The sequence below is a fragment of the Arcticibacterium sp. genome, assembly GCF_055134445.1.
Map to the genome: position 1 here is coordinate 1 of NZ_JBSRVI010000013.1, position 14136 is coordinate 14136.

14 protein-coding genes are annotated in these 14136 nt (G+C 37.9%); 7 read left to right on the forward strand and 7 right to left on the reverse strand.

Annotated features, from left to right (window positions below; all coding sequences use genetic code 11):
* Both ACTBZY_RS01285 and ACTBZY_RS01290 read right to left on the reverse strand, forming a co-directional pair.
* On the reverse strand, nucleotides 1-580 hold a 580-nt coding region (locus ACTBZY_RS01285; RefSeq protein ID WP_463044520.1), incomplete at its 3' end, for a reverse transcriptase domain-containing protein.
* A gap of 34 nt (nucleotides 581-614) precedes the next feature.
* Nucleotides 615-932, reverse strand: a complete 318-nt coding sequence (locus ACTBZY_RS01290; protein ID WP_463044509.1) for a hypothetical protein — start codon at nucleotides 930-932, stop codon at nucleotides 615-617.
* Between the two features lie 629 nt (nucleotides 933-1561).
* Here ACTBZY_RS01290 and ACTBZY_RS01295 point away from each other — a divergent pair.
* Nucleotides 1562-2539 carry an AAA family ATPase gene (locus ACTBZY_RS01295; RefSeq protein ID WP_463044510.1) on the forward strand — a complete coding sequence of 326 codons (978 nt, stop codon included), beginning with the start codon at nucleotides 1562-1564 and terminating at the stop codon, nucleotides 2537-2539.
* Between the two features lie 6 nt (nucleotides 2540-2545).
* On the forward strand, nucleotides 2546-5047 hold the full coding sequence (locus ACTBZY_RS01300) for a S8 family peptidase (protein WP_463044511.1): 2502 nt from the start codon (nucleotides 2546-2548) through the stop codon (nucleotides 5045-5047).
* A 233-nt stretch (nucleotides 5048-5280) separates the two neighbouring features.
* Here the strand turns inward: ACTBZY_RS01300 and ACTBZY_RS01305 are convergent, their stop codons facing one another.
* The 3 genes from ACTBZY_RS01305 to ACTBZY_RS01315 are packed head-to-tail and all read right to left on the reverse strand — an operon-like array spanning nucleotide 5281 to nucleotide 7559.
* A complete protein-coding gene (locus ACTBZY_RS01305) occupies nucleotides 5281-5457 on the reverse strand; it encodes a hypothetical protein (protein WP_463044512.1) in 177 nt (58 codons plus the stop codon).
* Complete coding sequence (locus tag ACTBZY_RS01310) at nucleotides 5451-6626, reverse strand: IS91 family transposase (RefSeq protein ID WP_463044521.1); 1176 nt, start codon at nucleotides 6624-6626, stop codon at nucleotides 5451-5453. The genes ACTBZY_RS01305 and ACTBZY_RS01310 overlap by 7 nt, the downstream gene beginning before the upstream one ends.
* A 60-nt stretch (nucleotides 6627-6686) precedes the next feature.
* On the reverse strand, nucleotides 6687-7559 hold the full coding sequence (locus ACTBZY_RS01315) for a tyrosine-type recombinase/integrase (protein WP_463044513.1): 873 nt from the start codon (nucleotides 7557-7559) through the stop codon (nucleotides 6687-6689).
* 224 nt (nucleotides 7560-7783) lie between these two features.
* Here ACTBZY_RS01315 and ACTBZY_RS01320 point away from each other — a divergent pair, with 224 nt between their 5' ends.
* A complete protein-coding gene (locus tag ACTBZY_RS01320) occupies nucleotides 7784-8425 on the forward strand; it encodes a hypothetical protein (RefSeq protein WP_463044514.1) in 642 nt (213 codons plus the stop codon).
* A gap of 171 nt (nucleotides 8426-8596) precedes the next feature.
* Here the strand turns inward: ACTBZY_RS01320 and ACTBZY_RS01325 are convergent, their stop codons facing one another.
* Nucleotides 8597-9421 (reverse strand): reverse transcriptase domain-containing protein, encoded by an 825-nt coding sequence (locus tag ACTBZY_RS01325; RefSeq protein WP_463044515.1) that lies wholly within the window; start codon nucleotides 9419-9421, stop codon nucleotides 8597-8599.
* 139 nt (nucleotides 9422-9560) lie between these two features.
* Here ACTBZY_RS01325 and istA point away from each other — a divergent pair, with 139 nt between their 5' ends.
* The 4 genes from istA to ACTBZY_RS01345 all read left to right on the forward strand — a co-directional run bounded on the left by istA (nucleotide 9561) and on the right by ACTBZY_RS01345 (nucleotide 12235).
* Nucleotides 9561-11099 carry an IS21 family transposase gene (gene istA / locus ACTBZY_RS01330; RefSeq protein WP_463044516.1) on the forward strand — a complete coding sequence of 513 codons (1539 nt, stop codon included), beginning with the start codon at nucleotides 9561-9563 and terminating at the stop codon, nucleotides 11097-11099.
* 15 nt (nucleotides 11100-11114) lie between these two features.
* Nucleotides 11115-11396 carry an ATP-binding protein gene (locus tag ACTBZY_RS01335; protein WP_463044517.1) on the forward strand — a complete coding sequence of 94 codons (282 nt, stop codon included), beginning with the start codon at nucleotides 11115-11117 and terminating at the stop codon, nucleotides 11394-11396.
* Nucleotides 11397-11416: 20 nt separating this feature from the next.
* Entirely contained in the window at nucleotides 11417-11848 is a 432-nt protein-coding gene (locus ACTBZY_RS01340; RefSeq protein WP_463044522.1) for an ATP-binding protein, read from the forward strand.
* 156 nt (nucleotides 11849-12004) lie between these two features.
* On the forward strand, nucleotides 12005-12235 hold the full coding sequence (locus ACTBZY_RS01345; protein WP_463044518.1) for a hypothetical protein: 231 nt from the start codon (nucleotides 12005-12007) through the stop codon (nucleotides 12233-12235).
* 385 nt (nucleotides 12236-12620) lie between these two features.
* Here ACTBZY_RS01345 and ACTBZY_RS01350 read toward each other — a convergent pair whose 3' ends face one another.
* Complete coding sequence (locus ACTBZY_RS01350) at nucleotides 12621-13850, reverse strand: tyrosine-type recombinase/integrase (RefSeq protein WP_463044519.1); 1230 nt, start codon at nucleotides 13848-13850, stop codon at nucleotides 12621-12623.
* Between the last annotated feature and the right edge of the window lie 286 nt (nucleotides 13851-14136).

Genomic DNA, 14136 nt, shown 5'->3' on the forward strand with positions numbered 1-14136 from the left:
TTTTCTTGGTGGCTGCCTTTAGCTTGCGTTTTAACGATTGCCAGCTACTTTCTTTTACTACAAGTTGGTATTTGCCTTTCTCTCCCTTTTTGTAAGTAGGCACAAAGCCGTGACCCAATAGCTCAAAATTAGAAGGTCGGCGAATGCCGCTTTTTGCTTTATTGATAGGTAGTTTTAGTTTGTCTCTTAGAAAGAGATAAACATAGTTACCTATCCGTTTGGCTTCTGCTTTTGACTTGCAGTAAATGCTAAAATCATCAGCGTAACGGACAAACTTCAGCCCTTTCTTTTTGAGTTCTTTGTCCAGTTGGTCAAGCATAATATTTGACAATAATGGACTCAATGGGCTGCCTTGTGGTACTCCTTTGCGGCGTTTGTGCAGTTTACCATTTATCATGATAGGTGCACGAAGCCACTTGCGTATTAAACGCAGAGTGATTGGGCATTTTACCTTGTTGTAAATAAGTTGCAGAAGTTTGTAATGCTCTACTTCATCGAAGAACTTACTTAGGTCAATGTCAACAATATCCTGAAAGCCATCATTGATGAACTTTTGGGCTTGTAAAACTGCTTGATGCAGATTCCTCTTTGGGCGAAAACCGTAGCTTTCGTCTTCAAAGTCTCCCGATAGCTATCGGGACAAACTTCATAGCCAATTGCTGACTTACAGCTTGTTGTAACCATCGGTCGGTTACGGTGGGAATGCCCAGCATCCTAGTTCCACCACTTGCTTTCGGTATTTCTACCGCCAAGATAGGGCTTGGTAAATACTTGCTATTGACAATCGAAGTCAGTATGCATTCTCCCTGCTGTTCGATATACGATTTCAGCTCAGTTGTTTGCATTCCGTCGACGCCTGCCGAACCTCCGTTCAACTCAACCTTTCGGCGAGCTTTGGTAAGGTTTTTAGCTTGTAAAACTTGCTCTATCATAGTTTAAACTTTCTGTCTTTCTAAAATCAGGCTATCAATGACTCCTGACTAATTCCAGACGCGATTCAATGTTCAGTCCTTAAGTATTTTGTGAGTCCTCGAGGGTATGGTCTTGGCAATCCTCGCTCGTTTCTTTTACCTAATATGACCTCTGCTGACTTCTCAATCCATACGCGTATGGTTCGAGAGCTCCCTCGGTAAGGTGAATATCCTTTTGTCTATCCCTGCTACATCTACTATTTCGGTACTGTCTCATTGCTGAGTTTTGGACTTTGGCAGCATGTGTTACCTCATCCGACCTAATAGCCTCAGTATGTAGTTGCTGTCCGCAATGGAATTGTCGTCAGTACAGACATCGTAGTCCTCCTTACTTCAGATGGTCAGTCACCCGACCCACCCTTGCCACCTACTTAGCTTGGGGTAACGACTCCCCTGCTTACGGGACTTTCACCCTTTGGATTGTTCTTTTTTAAGAACTAAATTCGCCATTCAAGGCACACACACCGTGGAGAACGACAAGCCTCCTAAACGTCGGCCTGCGTCTCCACACACGTTGTGTTTCATTAGCTAAACGAACAAAAAATATATTGTAAATCGAATACATTACCAAAAAGCGTATCTTTGCTAAAATGGCAGCAGCAGAACAAATAAAAAGCTTAATCAAATCGTTTGGGGACGGGGATGAATCTCGATTCTTTGCAACTGCTATGCAAATTGCCGCTTCTGAAGCTAGAAAAGGACATACCACTTTTGCACAAGAACTCAAAAATCTAATTGAACGAGCAAAAAAAGGTCGTTCAAATTCCTTTTTGGATGGTGCTAAGACTATTTCAATATCTAAACCAAAAAGGGAATTAAATGAACTCATTGAGGTATTTCAACCCAAAATTAAGCTCAATGATATGGTTTTGGATAAACAAGTTAGAGAATCTTTAGATCGTGTTATTGAAGAACAAAGAAAAGTAGAACTTCTAAGACAATACAATCTAACCCCCAAAAGAAAACTATTACTGACAGGAATACCTGGTTGTGGAAAGACAATGACAGCTCAAGCATTAGCAGGAGAATTGGGTCTTACTGTTTTCATAATTCGACTAGATGGTCTTATGTCTAAATTCATGGGAGAATCCATTGCAAAATTGAGAATGATATTTGATGCAATGGAAGATCATAGAGGAGTTTATTTGTTTGACGAATTTGATTCTATTGGTGCACAACGTAATCAAGGGCAAGATGTAGGAGAAATAAAAAGAGTTCTAAATAGCTTTCTTATCAATATCGAAAAAGATCAATCTAATAGCATTATAATTGCGGCAACTAATTTACCTGAAACACTAGATAAAGCCCTATTTAGAAGGTTTGATGATATTATTCGTTATCCATTGCCAGAAATTGGAGAGATTAAAAAAGTTCTAAAAAAGAATCTATCTGGATTCTCATTATCAGCAAGAACCTCTTTTGATAAAATGGCAAAAGAAGCCATTGGACTTAGCTACTCAGATATTGTTGGAGCTTGTGAAGAAGCTATAAAGGAGATGATAATTATGGGTGAAACCAAAGTTTCTGTATCATCTCTTCTGACTTCACTAGATAAGCGAAAACAATAATTTGAAATGGCTGACCAAAACCCTCTACAACATATAAAAATTGAAGGTTATTCTCAAACTGGGAAATATGTAAGTCCTAAACGTGGTACTTCCCCACCAATCAAAATTCGTGATAGACGAGTTCACGGAAGCAGAATTCAGGAGCATATAAATAGAATAAAAGAACAGTTTGATTCTTTAAAAGAAATTGATCTTCCTGACGGTATCGTTCGTGATGATGCTGTTTATGTGGAATTTATTTCTGACTACGATTTTGAACCTGCTTTTGATAGCCTCAATAGTGATGCAACAATTCCTAAATTTCAACTTCTCAATATCAAAAAGGAAACTACAGAAGATGGATCCAGATATAGGGTAAATGTAATGTTAACTGAAGGAGGAATTAGTCATTTCTTAACAAAGGTAAATGAATACATTTCAGAGAACACAAGATATAAAGGAGAAGAAACACAAACGCCAAAAAACAACAAGCTTATAAGTAATATTGAATCTATTCAGCTTGCAACATTAGAGGCATTTTGGACAGAGCCTATTGAAAATCCATTTCCAGAAGAAAATGAGGTAGTTTGGTGGGAAGTTTGGTTTAGAAAGAAAAAAGGAATTGAGCCCGCTTCTGAATACGATAAAATAATCTATCAATTGGGTTTAGTTGATGCTCAAATTTCTGAACAAGAATTAATCTTCCCAGAACATTTTATAAAATTAGTAAAAGCTTCGCCTCGTCAACTTTCAGAATCACTTTTTTTGTTGGATAATCTTGCTGAACTTAGAAAACCTAAAGAAACTGCTGACTTCTTTACCAACTTAAATATGTTGGAAAAAGAAGATGCCGTTAATGAACTCCAAGGTAGGATTGAAAATCATACAAATGAAAATAGTGTGGCAGTTTGTATATTAGATTCAGGGGTTCAAAATCAACATCCACTTTTATCGAACTTTATCCCAGAAAACAACCTGTTTAGCTACAAGCCAGAAGACTGGGGGACTCACGATGGTTGGCCAAGAGGTGGACATGGTACAGGTATGGCTGGACTTGCGTTATACGGCAACCTTACTACCGTAATGTCTGCAACAAGTAACATTCAAATTTTTCACCAAGTAGAATCAGTAAAACTAATTAACAATCGTGATCCTCACGATCCTGAATTATATGGAGCTGTCACTATTCAGGCAGTTAGTTCCCCTATTATTTCGGCTCCATTTAGACCTCGTATATACTGCATGGCTGTAACTGATAAAGATCAAGCATATTATGGACGCCCTTCATCTTGGTCTGCTTCTTTGGACAAAATCACCTTTGGTAATGAAGACGCAAACTTAGATCAACAATTATTCTTTGTTTCAGGTGGAAATGTTTTTATTGAAACTCCAGATGAATTCCCAGGTAAAAATTCTTATGAATCGGTGCATGACCCTGCTCAGGCTTTTAATGTGGTTACCGTTGGAGCCTATACTGAAATGGATACCGTAGACAATATAGAATTTCCTGATTCAGAATTATTGGCGGAACGTGGAGGAATGTCTCCTTCTAATTCTACTTCCATAATTTGGGAAAATGAATGGGCTATTAAACCAGATTTGGTAATGGAGGGAGGAAACTTGCTTAATCAAAGAGGCGACATAGTTACCCCAGATTCATTACAACTTTTAACAACTCACAAAGATTATCGAACAACCTTATTACAAACCTTCGGTGATACAAGTGCTTCAACTGCTTTAGCCTCACGCTTTGCTGCTCAATTGAAAAATGAATATCCCGATTTATGGCCTGAAACAATAAGAGGGTTAATGATTCATTCTTCTGAATGGACACAGACTATGTTAGGAGGAAAAAACATTCAAGAAATAGAATCAAATGACAAAAGAAATTTATTAAGATCCTTTGGCTATGGTGTTCCAAATTTGAAAAAAGCTCTCTACAGCGCACAAAATTCATTAACTTTATTATCTGAAAAAGAGATAACACCATACAAAAAGGATGGAAATATTAAATTTAATGATATTCATTATTTTGAACTACCATGGCCTGTAGAAGTCCTTCAAGAAAGTCTTAGTGAAACAGACGTAAAACTAAATATTACTCTATCCTACTTTATTGAACCAAATCCTGGAAGTAGAAAATATAGCAATAAGTTTAGTTATCAATCTCATGGTTTGCGTTTCAATGTAATTAAACCAAACGAAGACACTGAAACTTTTCATAAACGAGTTAATAAAAACACTCGTGAAGAGGGTGAAAGTGGTTTTTCTGGAGAAAAATGGATTATTGGTTCTAGAAATAGAGACAAAGGGTCAATTCATCGAGATTTTTGGATTGGTTCGGGTGCGGATTTAGCTACAAGAAACAGAATAGCAGTTTATCCTGTTTCTGGGTGGTATAGAATGAGAAAAACACTTGAAAAGTATAATTCTACTGTTAGGTACAGCTTAATTGTTACAATTGAAGCACCTGAAATTGATGTAGATATTTATTCTCCTATTAGGACATTGATTCCAATTGAAGTATGATAGCCAAGCATGTTCAAGCGCATTGGAATCCTCGTTCCTGTGTTTGCAAAGAGTTTTCACTACAACATACACAAAAGAAATGAAAAATAAAGAACGAAAACACAACAATTAGGCTCGAATGCAGCGAAGTAAGGCTTCGGTTCATTTGAGCCTCTGTTGAGCTTAAGCCCCCAGATATTTGCTCCCGATAGCTATCGGGAGGGATTCAATGGAACTCGTTTGTTATTTGTGTTTTAAGAAGGGGTTTCTGTAACTATAATTTCAATTTTGCTCCCTTGATTTCGCCTAAGTTTCCGACTACTCCAGCCTTTTAAATACCCATCTTTAGTAAAAATGTCAGCTATAGACATAGCTCTCCCAGCTCCTTTTTGGAGTATTTTTTTTGAGCCATCATTTTTACTGTCTACCATTTTGTTAAGTTTGGTTTTATACTTCTTGGTGGTCCTCTTTCGGGTTCTAAGCTTCTAATCATTATTAGTGTATTGCTTTTACAATGAGGGCATTTATTTAGCTGAATGTCTAGTTTTTCTTCTGCTATTTCTTGCCAGCTATAGTGCTTCTTTTCCCACTGTGCCTGTTTAAATTCAGTTTTGGCTTGGTTTAATTCTTTGGTTTTGTTTTTAGAAGCTAAAAATCCATAGTGCGGAACGCCGCCCGGCCGTATTCTGATAAAGCCATGGGGCAAAATGTGCTGTACAAAACGCCTCAAAAACTCAGTACCACCTAGAGTCATTACCTTTTTATTGCTAGAATCCCTATAGTCTTTATAGCTAAAGCTAACTTGAGAGTCGTTTACAGACAGTAGTCTGTGATTACTTATGGCCACCTTATGAGTATATCTTCCCAAATATTCCACCACTGTTTTAGGGCTAGCAAAAGGCCGCTTGGCATACACTACCCAGTTTTGTTTAAATGCGGCTTTGGCTATTGTTTGCGGAACTTCCATTTTTTGGCGAAGTAGCTCCATAAACTTTGCCCTAAAAACAAGACTCATGGCTCGTTTAGGGAACAGGTATTTGTCTTTATACTTGGCTGCTTTCCATTTGCCTCTTTTGGTGAGTCCGCCACCTGGCACTATGCAGTGGACATGCGGATGCAGCCAAAGCTGTTGACCCCAGGTGTGCAAGATGCTCACCATGCCTGCTTTTGCACCCAAAAACTTGCAATCTGCAGCAAAGCTTTGGATGGTCTGCCATGAGGCTTTTAAAAGTCCATTATAAATCTCAGTAGCATGTTTAGGTAACAACTCATTAAAACAATGCGGAAGTGTGAAGACATACGGTCCGACGCTTCGGTGGTAGTAAGGCACCGGGAGCAGTTCAGACTCACGAGCCAGTATCCATCGTTCTTTATTTACCGTTTGGCACTTAGGACAATGTCGATTGCGACAGCTGTTATAGCTTATACTTTCTGAGCCACAATCTGTGCAGACGCTCACATGACCACCCATGGCTAACGTACGGCAGTTCCCAAGTACGGTTAGCGTTTTCTTTACTTGTACGGGTAATTCGTACTGCTTTTCTAAGTCGGCTCTAAAACGATGAATAATATCTGCTACCTCATGCTTTGGACGAGCCATAAAGCTTGTCAAAAGGGCTATGAGCATTTACTTTACTCACCTTGGCCACATGCAGATATATCATTGTGGTTTCTCCCGATAGCTATCGGGACTAGCATGACCGAGCTGCTCTTTGATAGTCACTATATCTACGCCTTGTTCCAATAAATGGGTAGCGAAGCTGTGTCTTAAAGTATGCACGGTAGCCTCTTTCTTTATTCCTGACTTTTGCATGGCCAGTCGGAAGGTTTGCTGTACTGCTCCATGACCTAATGGACTTCCTTTAGCCCTCCCATTAAAGAGATATTCCTTAGGTTTTGCTCCCGTAATGTATTGCTTCAAGCCTCTAGATATCAAGTCGGATAGGATTACATACCGACTTCTGTCATTCTTTGACTCTCTGACGTGGACTTGTTTACGGTCATAATCGATATCTGTCAATTTCAGTTTACAAACTTCACTCACTCGCAGTCCTGCTGAATAAATTAATGTCAGTAAAACTCGTTGTTTTAGACGCTGTGGTGCTTTGAAAAGCCTCTTTAGTTCTGCCTGTGAGAAAACCGTCGGAATAGCAGACTGTCGTTTTAAATTTGGCAATCGTAGTGCTTTGTCCTCTAATTCATACACTCTAAAAAAGAACCTAAGCCCATATACGGCATGTTTAAAGTAGGTTTCGCTTAGGTTTTTATCTCTTGCCAATTCGTACAGGTAGGCATTTATTTCATCGGGTTCTAAATCAAGCGGAGACTTCTTGAAGTATAAGCTAATCTGTGCTATGCCACGGCTATAGCTAAAAACAGTGCTTGCAGCATAGCTTTTAATAGTTATTTGATGCTCAAACTTCTTGATGTGTTCTGCAAAACCAGGTACTTCCAGTTTAGCTCGCTCTATCAAAGTTTTTGCACTGTTAGTTCTGGTATTTAACCATCCATAATTTTCCTTATTTTTACTCATAACAATATATTTTGATTATGAGCTTAATTTAGGATAGTCTGAGTTTTGGCTTTAGCTACCTTGGGTTGAGTTCAACACCGTATAAAAATAATTGCGGTTTAGTGCTTAGTCAAAGGTCGTTGCGTGTTTGTAACGTCTGATTTTCCTTCGGAAAATCCTCGCATACAAACCCGCAACTATTCTTATACAAACCGTTACCAGCAATAAAAAAAATACACAGAACATTGATAAAGGAATACGAAAGAAAACTATCCGTACAGGATAAAAAAATAATAAGAAAGGAAATAGAGGCCACGAAATCCTATTATCCTAAAACACAGAAATCCGCTGTAATCAAGATTTTAGTGCTCGTTTCATTCGTTGTAGTTATTTATAAATTCTCAACACTTTGGTTAATCATTCCGTTATCAATCATTTCGTTTTTTTTGATATGGCTGTTAATATTGGAAATCAAAGACTTGATTCGAATTCCAAAATTCTTAAAAGAGAAGGAAGCAATAATTGAAAATGGTATCGCTCAAATACGTGAAATCAATATTGATAGATATGTAAAAATAAAGAGTTATAATGATGAAGGAGACCACTACATCATTGAACGAGAAGGGAAATTAATGATGATTGGTGGACAAGATTTTGATGGTGTAAGAAAACTAAAAAACAAGATTGAATACATTGACATATTAGATTCAAACAAGAAGTTGGGTTACAACAGTAGGGTTGTTAAACATGGTCAAAATATTAAGCCCTACCATACTTTTAAAGGTAAACTTCCAGAGAAGCTAATAAATTCAGAACTATGGAACAGCCTTACTGAACAAGAACCGTTTGAAGGCAAATTGGAAAGATTAGATGTATATATTAAATAATGAAAAAAGCTGGTAATCGAGTAGGTGGCTGACGGTCAGTTAACCGCCAGTACACCTCTCACACCACCGTACGTACGGGTCTCGTACCGATAGCTATCGGTACGGCGGTTCATTGAATCTCTGGTTGCAAGCGTTGATAAAACTCCAACATACTTTCGTAACCACGTAACCTTAACTTCTCAAGCGTGATGGTAGTCTTAAGTTCCGATAGCTATCGGAAGGGCTTTGAGCAGTTGCCCATCCTCCCATTCTAGTTCTGCTCCATCGGTACGCTTGAATTTGGTTTACTCCAAGCCTAATCAGGTTCTTTCGCTTGCGTTCCGGCTTTTTCCAGTCAGTCCAAATACAATACCTCAACCTGTTTCTTAACCATTCGTCAAGAGCTTTGAGTTTGCCGTGAATACTAGCTAAGCGGTAGTTGTTCACCCATCCTCTATAAACTTCTTTGATTTTGGCTAGTCTCAGGTCAAAACTGTATGGTTTGGTCTTTTTGGTGGCTGCCTTTAGCTTGCGTTTTAGACTTTTCCAGCTGCTTTCTTTTACTACAAGTTGGTATTTGCCTTTCTCTCCCTTTTTGTAAGTAGGCACAAAGCCATGACCCAATAGCTCAAAGTTAGAAGGTCGACGAATGCCGCTTTTCGCCTTGTTGATGGGTAGTTTTAGTTTGTCTCTTAGAAAGAGATAAACATAGTTACCTATCCGTTTGGCTTCTGCTTTTGATTTGCAATAGATGCTAAAATCATCAGCGTAGCGAACGAACTTTAAGCCTTTCCTTTTGAGTTCTTTATCCAGTTGGTCAAGCATGATGTTTGACAATAATGGACTAAGTGGGCTGCCTTGTGGTACTCCTTTGCGGCGTTTGTGTAACTTACCATTTATCATGATAGGTACACGAAGCCACTTGCGTATTAAACGCAGAGTGATGGGGCATTTTACCTTATTGTAGATAAGCTGTAGAAGTTTGTAATGTTCTACTTCGTCGAAAAACTTACTCAAATTAGATATTCCGGTTCAAAGTGAGCCACCTGTTCCGGGTGAAAGTGAGCCAGTGATTCCGGTTCAAAGTGAGCCACTTTAGAGTTTATATTTTAGATGATTTGATGGTAATCTTGTTGATAAATAAAATATCAATAAGATGGCTAATCAACCATTATCTATGAACAAACTGCATCTGATTTTACGATTTTTAATTGAAGGCAAATCACGTCGATATATAAGTCGAACTGTATCTATTTCTCGAAATACGGTAGATAAATATGTTGGCATATTTGGGTCACATACCTATAGTTTAGCAGAGCTTTATAAGCTACCAGAAAGAGAACTTAATGAAATTGTACAGCCTGGCTTTAAACCAAATGTCTCTCAGTTAGAATTGCAAGAACACTTTAACTGGGCCGTAAAAGAGCTTAAAAAGGTGGGCGTAACCAAGCAACTTTTATGGGAGAATTATAAATCTGAGCATGCCAATTGCCCGGGGTATTCGCAATATTGTGACCATTTTTCAAAGTATTTAAAAACCCAAGAACTCAGCTATATTTTTGAACATAAAGCTGGGGATAAATTGATGGTCGACTTTGCTGGCAAAAAACAACAAATAATTGATTATGAGACAGGAGAAGTTGCACAGGTAGCGTTTTTTGTAGGCGTATTGGCATGTAGTGGTTATACTTTTGGGATGGCATGCCAGAGTCAGCAAAGCCCTGATTTTTTAGGCTGTTTAGGGGCATGTTTGGAATCTATTGGTGGTGTGCCATCAGCCATAGTAACCGATAACCTTAAGCCAGCAGTTACTAAGGCTAGTAAATACGACCCTGAAATTAATCATAGTATGGCCGATTTTGCCCAACACTATGATACGGCCGTCTTACCCACTCGAGCCTATAGTCCCAAAGATAAGGCTCTAGTAGAAGGAGCAGTGAAAATACTTTATACACGAGTATATGCCCAGCTTGCCAATAAGACCTTTTATTCTATCCATGAACTCAATGCCGCTATTACAGAGCTGGTAGATCGGCACAACGACATGGCCTACCAAAACAAGATTGGTAGCCGCAAGCAGCAGTTCGAAACCTTAGAAAAGGAAAAACTAAAAGCTCTTCCTAATCAGGCCTTTGAACTTAGTAAATACCAAATAGCCAAGGTGCACCCCAACTGTCACGTAGTCTTATCCGAAGACAAACATCATTACTCTGTTCCCTATCAGTATGTAGGCAAAAAAGTAAGTATCAAATACAGCAATCAGCAGGTGCTTATCTATTGGGACTATAATCAAATAGCTATTCATGAGCGACTTAAAATAAAACATAAATACAGCACAAACTCTGCTCACTTACATCCTAAACATAAATATTATAGCAATTGGTCCAGTGAATTTTTCGAAGCAGAAGGAGCCAAAATCGGCGAAAATACCCAGTTGTTAATGAATCAAATTTTGGCCCAAAGCAAACATCCTGAACAAGGCTTTAAGCTCTGCCAAGGAGTCTTGCAGCTAAAGAAAAAACATGGAAAAGAAGAATTAGAGTTGGCTTGTGAAATATGTATCCAGTATGACATTATCTCTTATAGAAAACTAGAATATATACTTCAACATGCTATTAAAGAAGTAAAAGACAGTTTGCCAAGTGAACCAGAAATAGTTCACCAAAACATCAGAGGAGTATCTTATTATCAATAAATAAACATTTAAAAAATGAACAACACCTTACAATCAATGCGAAATCTTAGACTCACAGGCATGGCTGATAGATACGAAGCCATCAACTCTATGCCTACCCATCAAAGACCCCAAACAGACGTGCTACTGGCTCAACTTTTAGAAGCCGAAGACCTTTATAGAAACCACCGCAGAAGTACTTTAGCCATCAAAAATGCCAAATTCCGATACCACGCCAGTATTCAAGAAGTAAGCTTTGCCAGCACTCGTAATTTAGATAAAGATGTCATCATAGCTCGGGAGACTGTAGCTTCATAGAAAGAGGCGAAAATATCCTTATTACAGGAGCCACAGGCTGTGGAAAAAGCTTTTTGGCATCTGCCTTAGGACACCAAGCATGTTTATTGGGCAAAAAAGTGGCCTATTACTCTCTACCAAAACTACTCAATAAACTAAAAACGGATAAAATAGATGGAGCCTTTAGGAAAGAATTACAGCGTATAGAATCAAGGCAACTGTTGATACTAGACGACTGGGGACTCACTCCACTAGACACACAAGCTAGACTAGCTCTACTGCAAATCATCGAGGACCGACATAATAAATATGCCACTATTATCACTTCCCAATTACCCGTATCAACTTGGCATCAGTACATAGATGACAACACTATAGCCGATGCCATTTTAGACAGAATAATTCATCAAGCAATAAGGATAAATTTAGAAGGAGAATTCTTGAGAAAAGTAACAAAAAACAAAATCAATTAATAAATTGCATCGCCATCAAATCATTCCTAAAATAGAAAATCCAGGTGGCTCACTTTGAACCGGAATGGGTGGCTCACTTTGGCCGGAATATGAATTTGTTCATCACTTTTCCAAACCACCCCTTCAGTAAGCATTGAATTAGGACGTTGTAAGCTATTGAAGCAAAGAATATTTCTCCAAACCACCCCTTCAGTAAGCATTGAATTAGGACAAATCACCATTACCACTAATGGCGTAGGCCTCCAAACCACCCCTTCAGTAAGAATTGAATTAGGACTTTGGGCTATGCGTAACCGACAACCACACCTTTTCCTCCAAACCACCCCTTCAGTAGCCGGGGCTGGCCAACCAGTTGAATTAGGACGAACAGGCAAAAATCAATGTTGAGCTCGTATTCTCCAAACCACCCCTTCAGTAGCTGGGGCTGGCGATCCAGTTGAATTAGGACGGCAAGAACGTTGCTGCTGGCCATTATACCGATGCTTCAAGCCAATCTTTCATTAATAGGGGCTGGCTAACTAGTACGATTGCTAGGAGCTTGTTTTAATGAATAAACTAACCGTTTAATTAGAATTAGTTTTTATAATTGGGCTATTAATTCTTAGAGAGCAATATGGCAGTAACCATTTTCTAAGATATGACAAATCGGAATTACGGGAAAAATACGGGAAAGAATCCAAATAAAAAACCTCAACTACTTAGTAATAAGACAGTTGAGGTTTTACAAAGTGGAACTGCAGGGATTCGAACCGTTATTTTTGAAATTTTCAAATTAGAAATCAAGTAACATGTTTTGGTACTTTTGTTTCTCGTCATCTTCAAAGCTATCTAGATAGTTTTCGGTAGTTCGGAGGTCTTTGTGTCCTAGGCTTTCCGATATTAATTCTATTGGTGCTCCAGACCTCTTTAGTACGGTAGCATAAGTATGTCTGGCAGAGTATGTAGTAAGCTTTAATTCAAACTGTAAGTCAGTGCCAATTTTTTTCATATACTTATTTGTGGTTTTTATAAATTGTCGTGTCTTTTTTAGTGTAGTTTCTGGAGTATCATTGTTATACAAAACACCAAAAATGTACTCATTTTGGTCAGATGAAGGGATTGCCCATTTGTCTATAATTTCTTTGATTTTTGGGAGCATCATTACAACTATTGGTTTGGTGTTTTGCTTCGTTGTTCTTGCTGTTTTGGCTCTAATAAAAGTAATTTTCTTGGAATCTAGGTTTGACCATTTTAACATGGCTATGTCTTTCATGTTCGCTCCATTGCATAGATAGCTGAATATCCAAATGTCTTTGGCTTTTTCTTGTGCAATTGTTTCAGTTTGATAATCTATTATTCTCTTGACATCAGATATTGTTAATGCTTTTTTTATGTTTTGTCCTGCAGGGATAGAGTATTTACGTTTGCCGAATGGATAGGTTTCTTTTTGGATAACTCCTTCTTCAATTGCAATGTTGAATATTGTCCTAAGGCTTCTTAAGTATATACCAGTGCTCGTTAAACTCTTGCCCTTTCCAATCATCCAGTTTTCATAGTTTTGAAGCCAATTGGTGTCAATATTTGAAAATGGTAATTGTTTACTTCTTTTTGAGTTAAAGAAAGTGCGAATGCTATTGTAGGCACATTTGTAGCTATCTGCGGTGCTGGCTCTTTTTTCGTTTTTAAGTTTTGATATATATGTTTCAAAGAAGTAGAAAACATCTTTTTGAGCAGTCGGCTTACTATTAAATTTCTTTTCAAAAGTGTTGAAATCAAATGATTCCATTCCTGATAGTACAGTGTTGGCTTTTTGTTCAAAAAGCTGAAATGCTAATTGTAGCTCTTTCATTTTACCTTTTGGTTTGGTCGACTGAGTTTTTTCCCAATCTTCTTCTGAAAGGGAGATGTTTACGGGATAGTATTTTTGTGTTCTATTAAAAGTTAGTCGAAGTTTGACTGAGTATGTAAAATCTTTTTTCTGAAATCTTTTATCCAAAAGGATTTGTGTGACTACATTTAGCATAGGGAGGTATTATTTATTTGCATACAATTTACATACTTTTTGATTCATAAATGTATAAATAAAGGAAACTATAAGAAGCTAATTTTACATAAATTACTTATAGTTAGGTAAAAGTGAAATATTGGTATAACAAAGGAAGATAATGGAACTTGACTTGTAATCAGTAGGTCATTGGTTCGATCCCGATAGGAGGCTCAAAAAGAGAAACAGAAATGTTTCTCTTTTTTGGTTTTAGGTATTTTTTAAACTAGCTCTAAATCTGAATCTCCTTATCGATTGTTGCTTC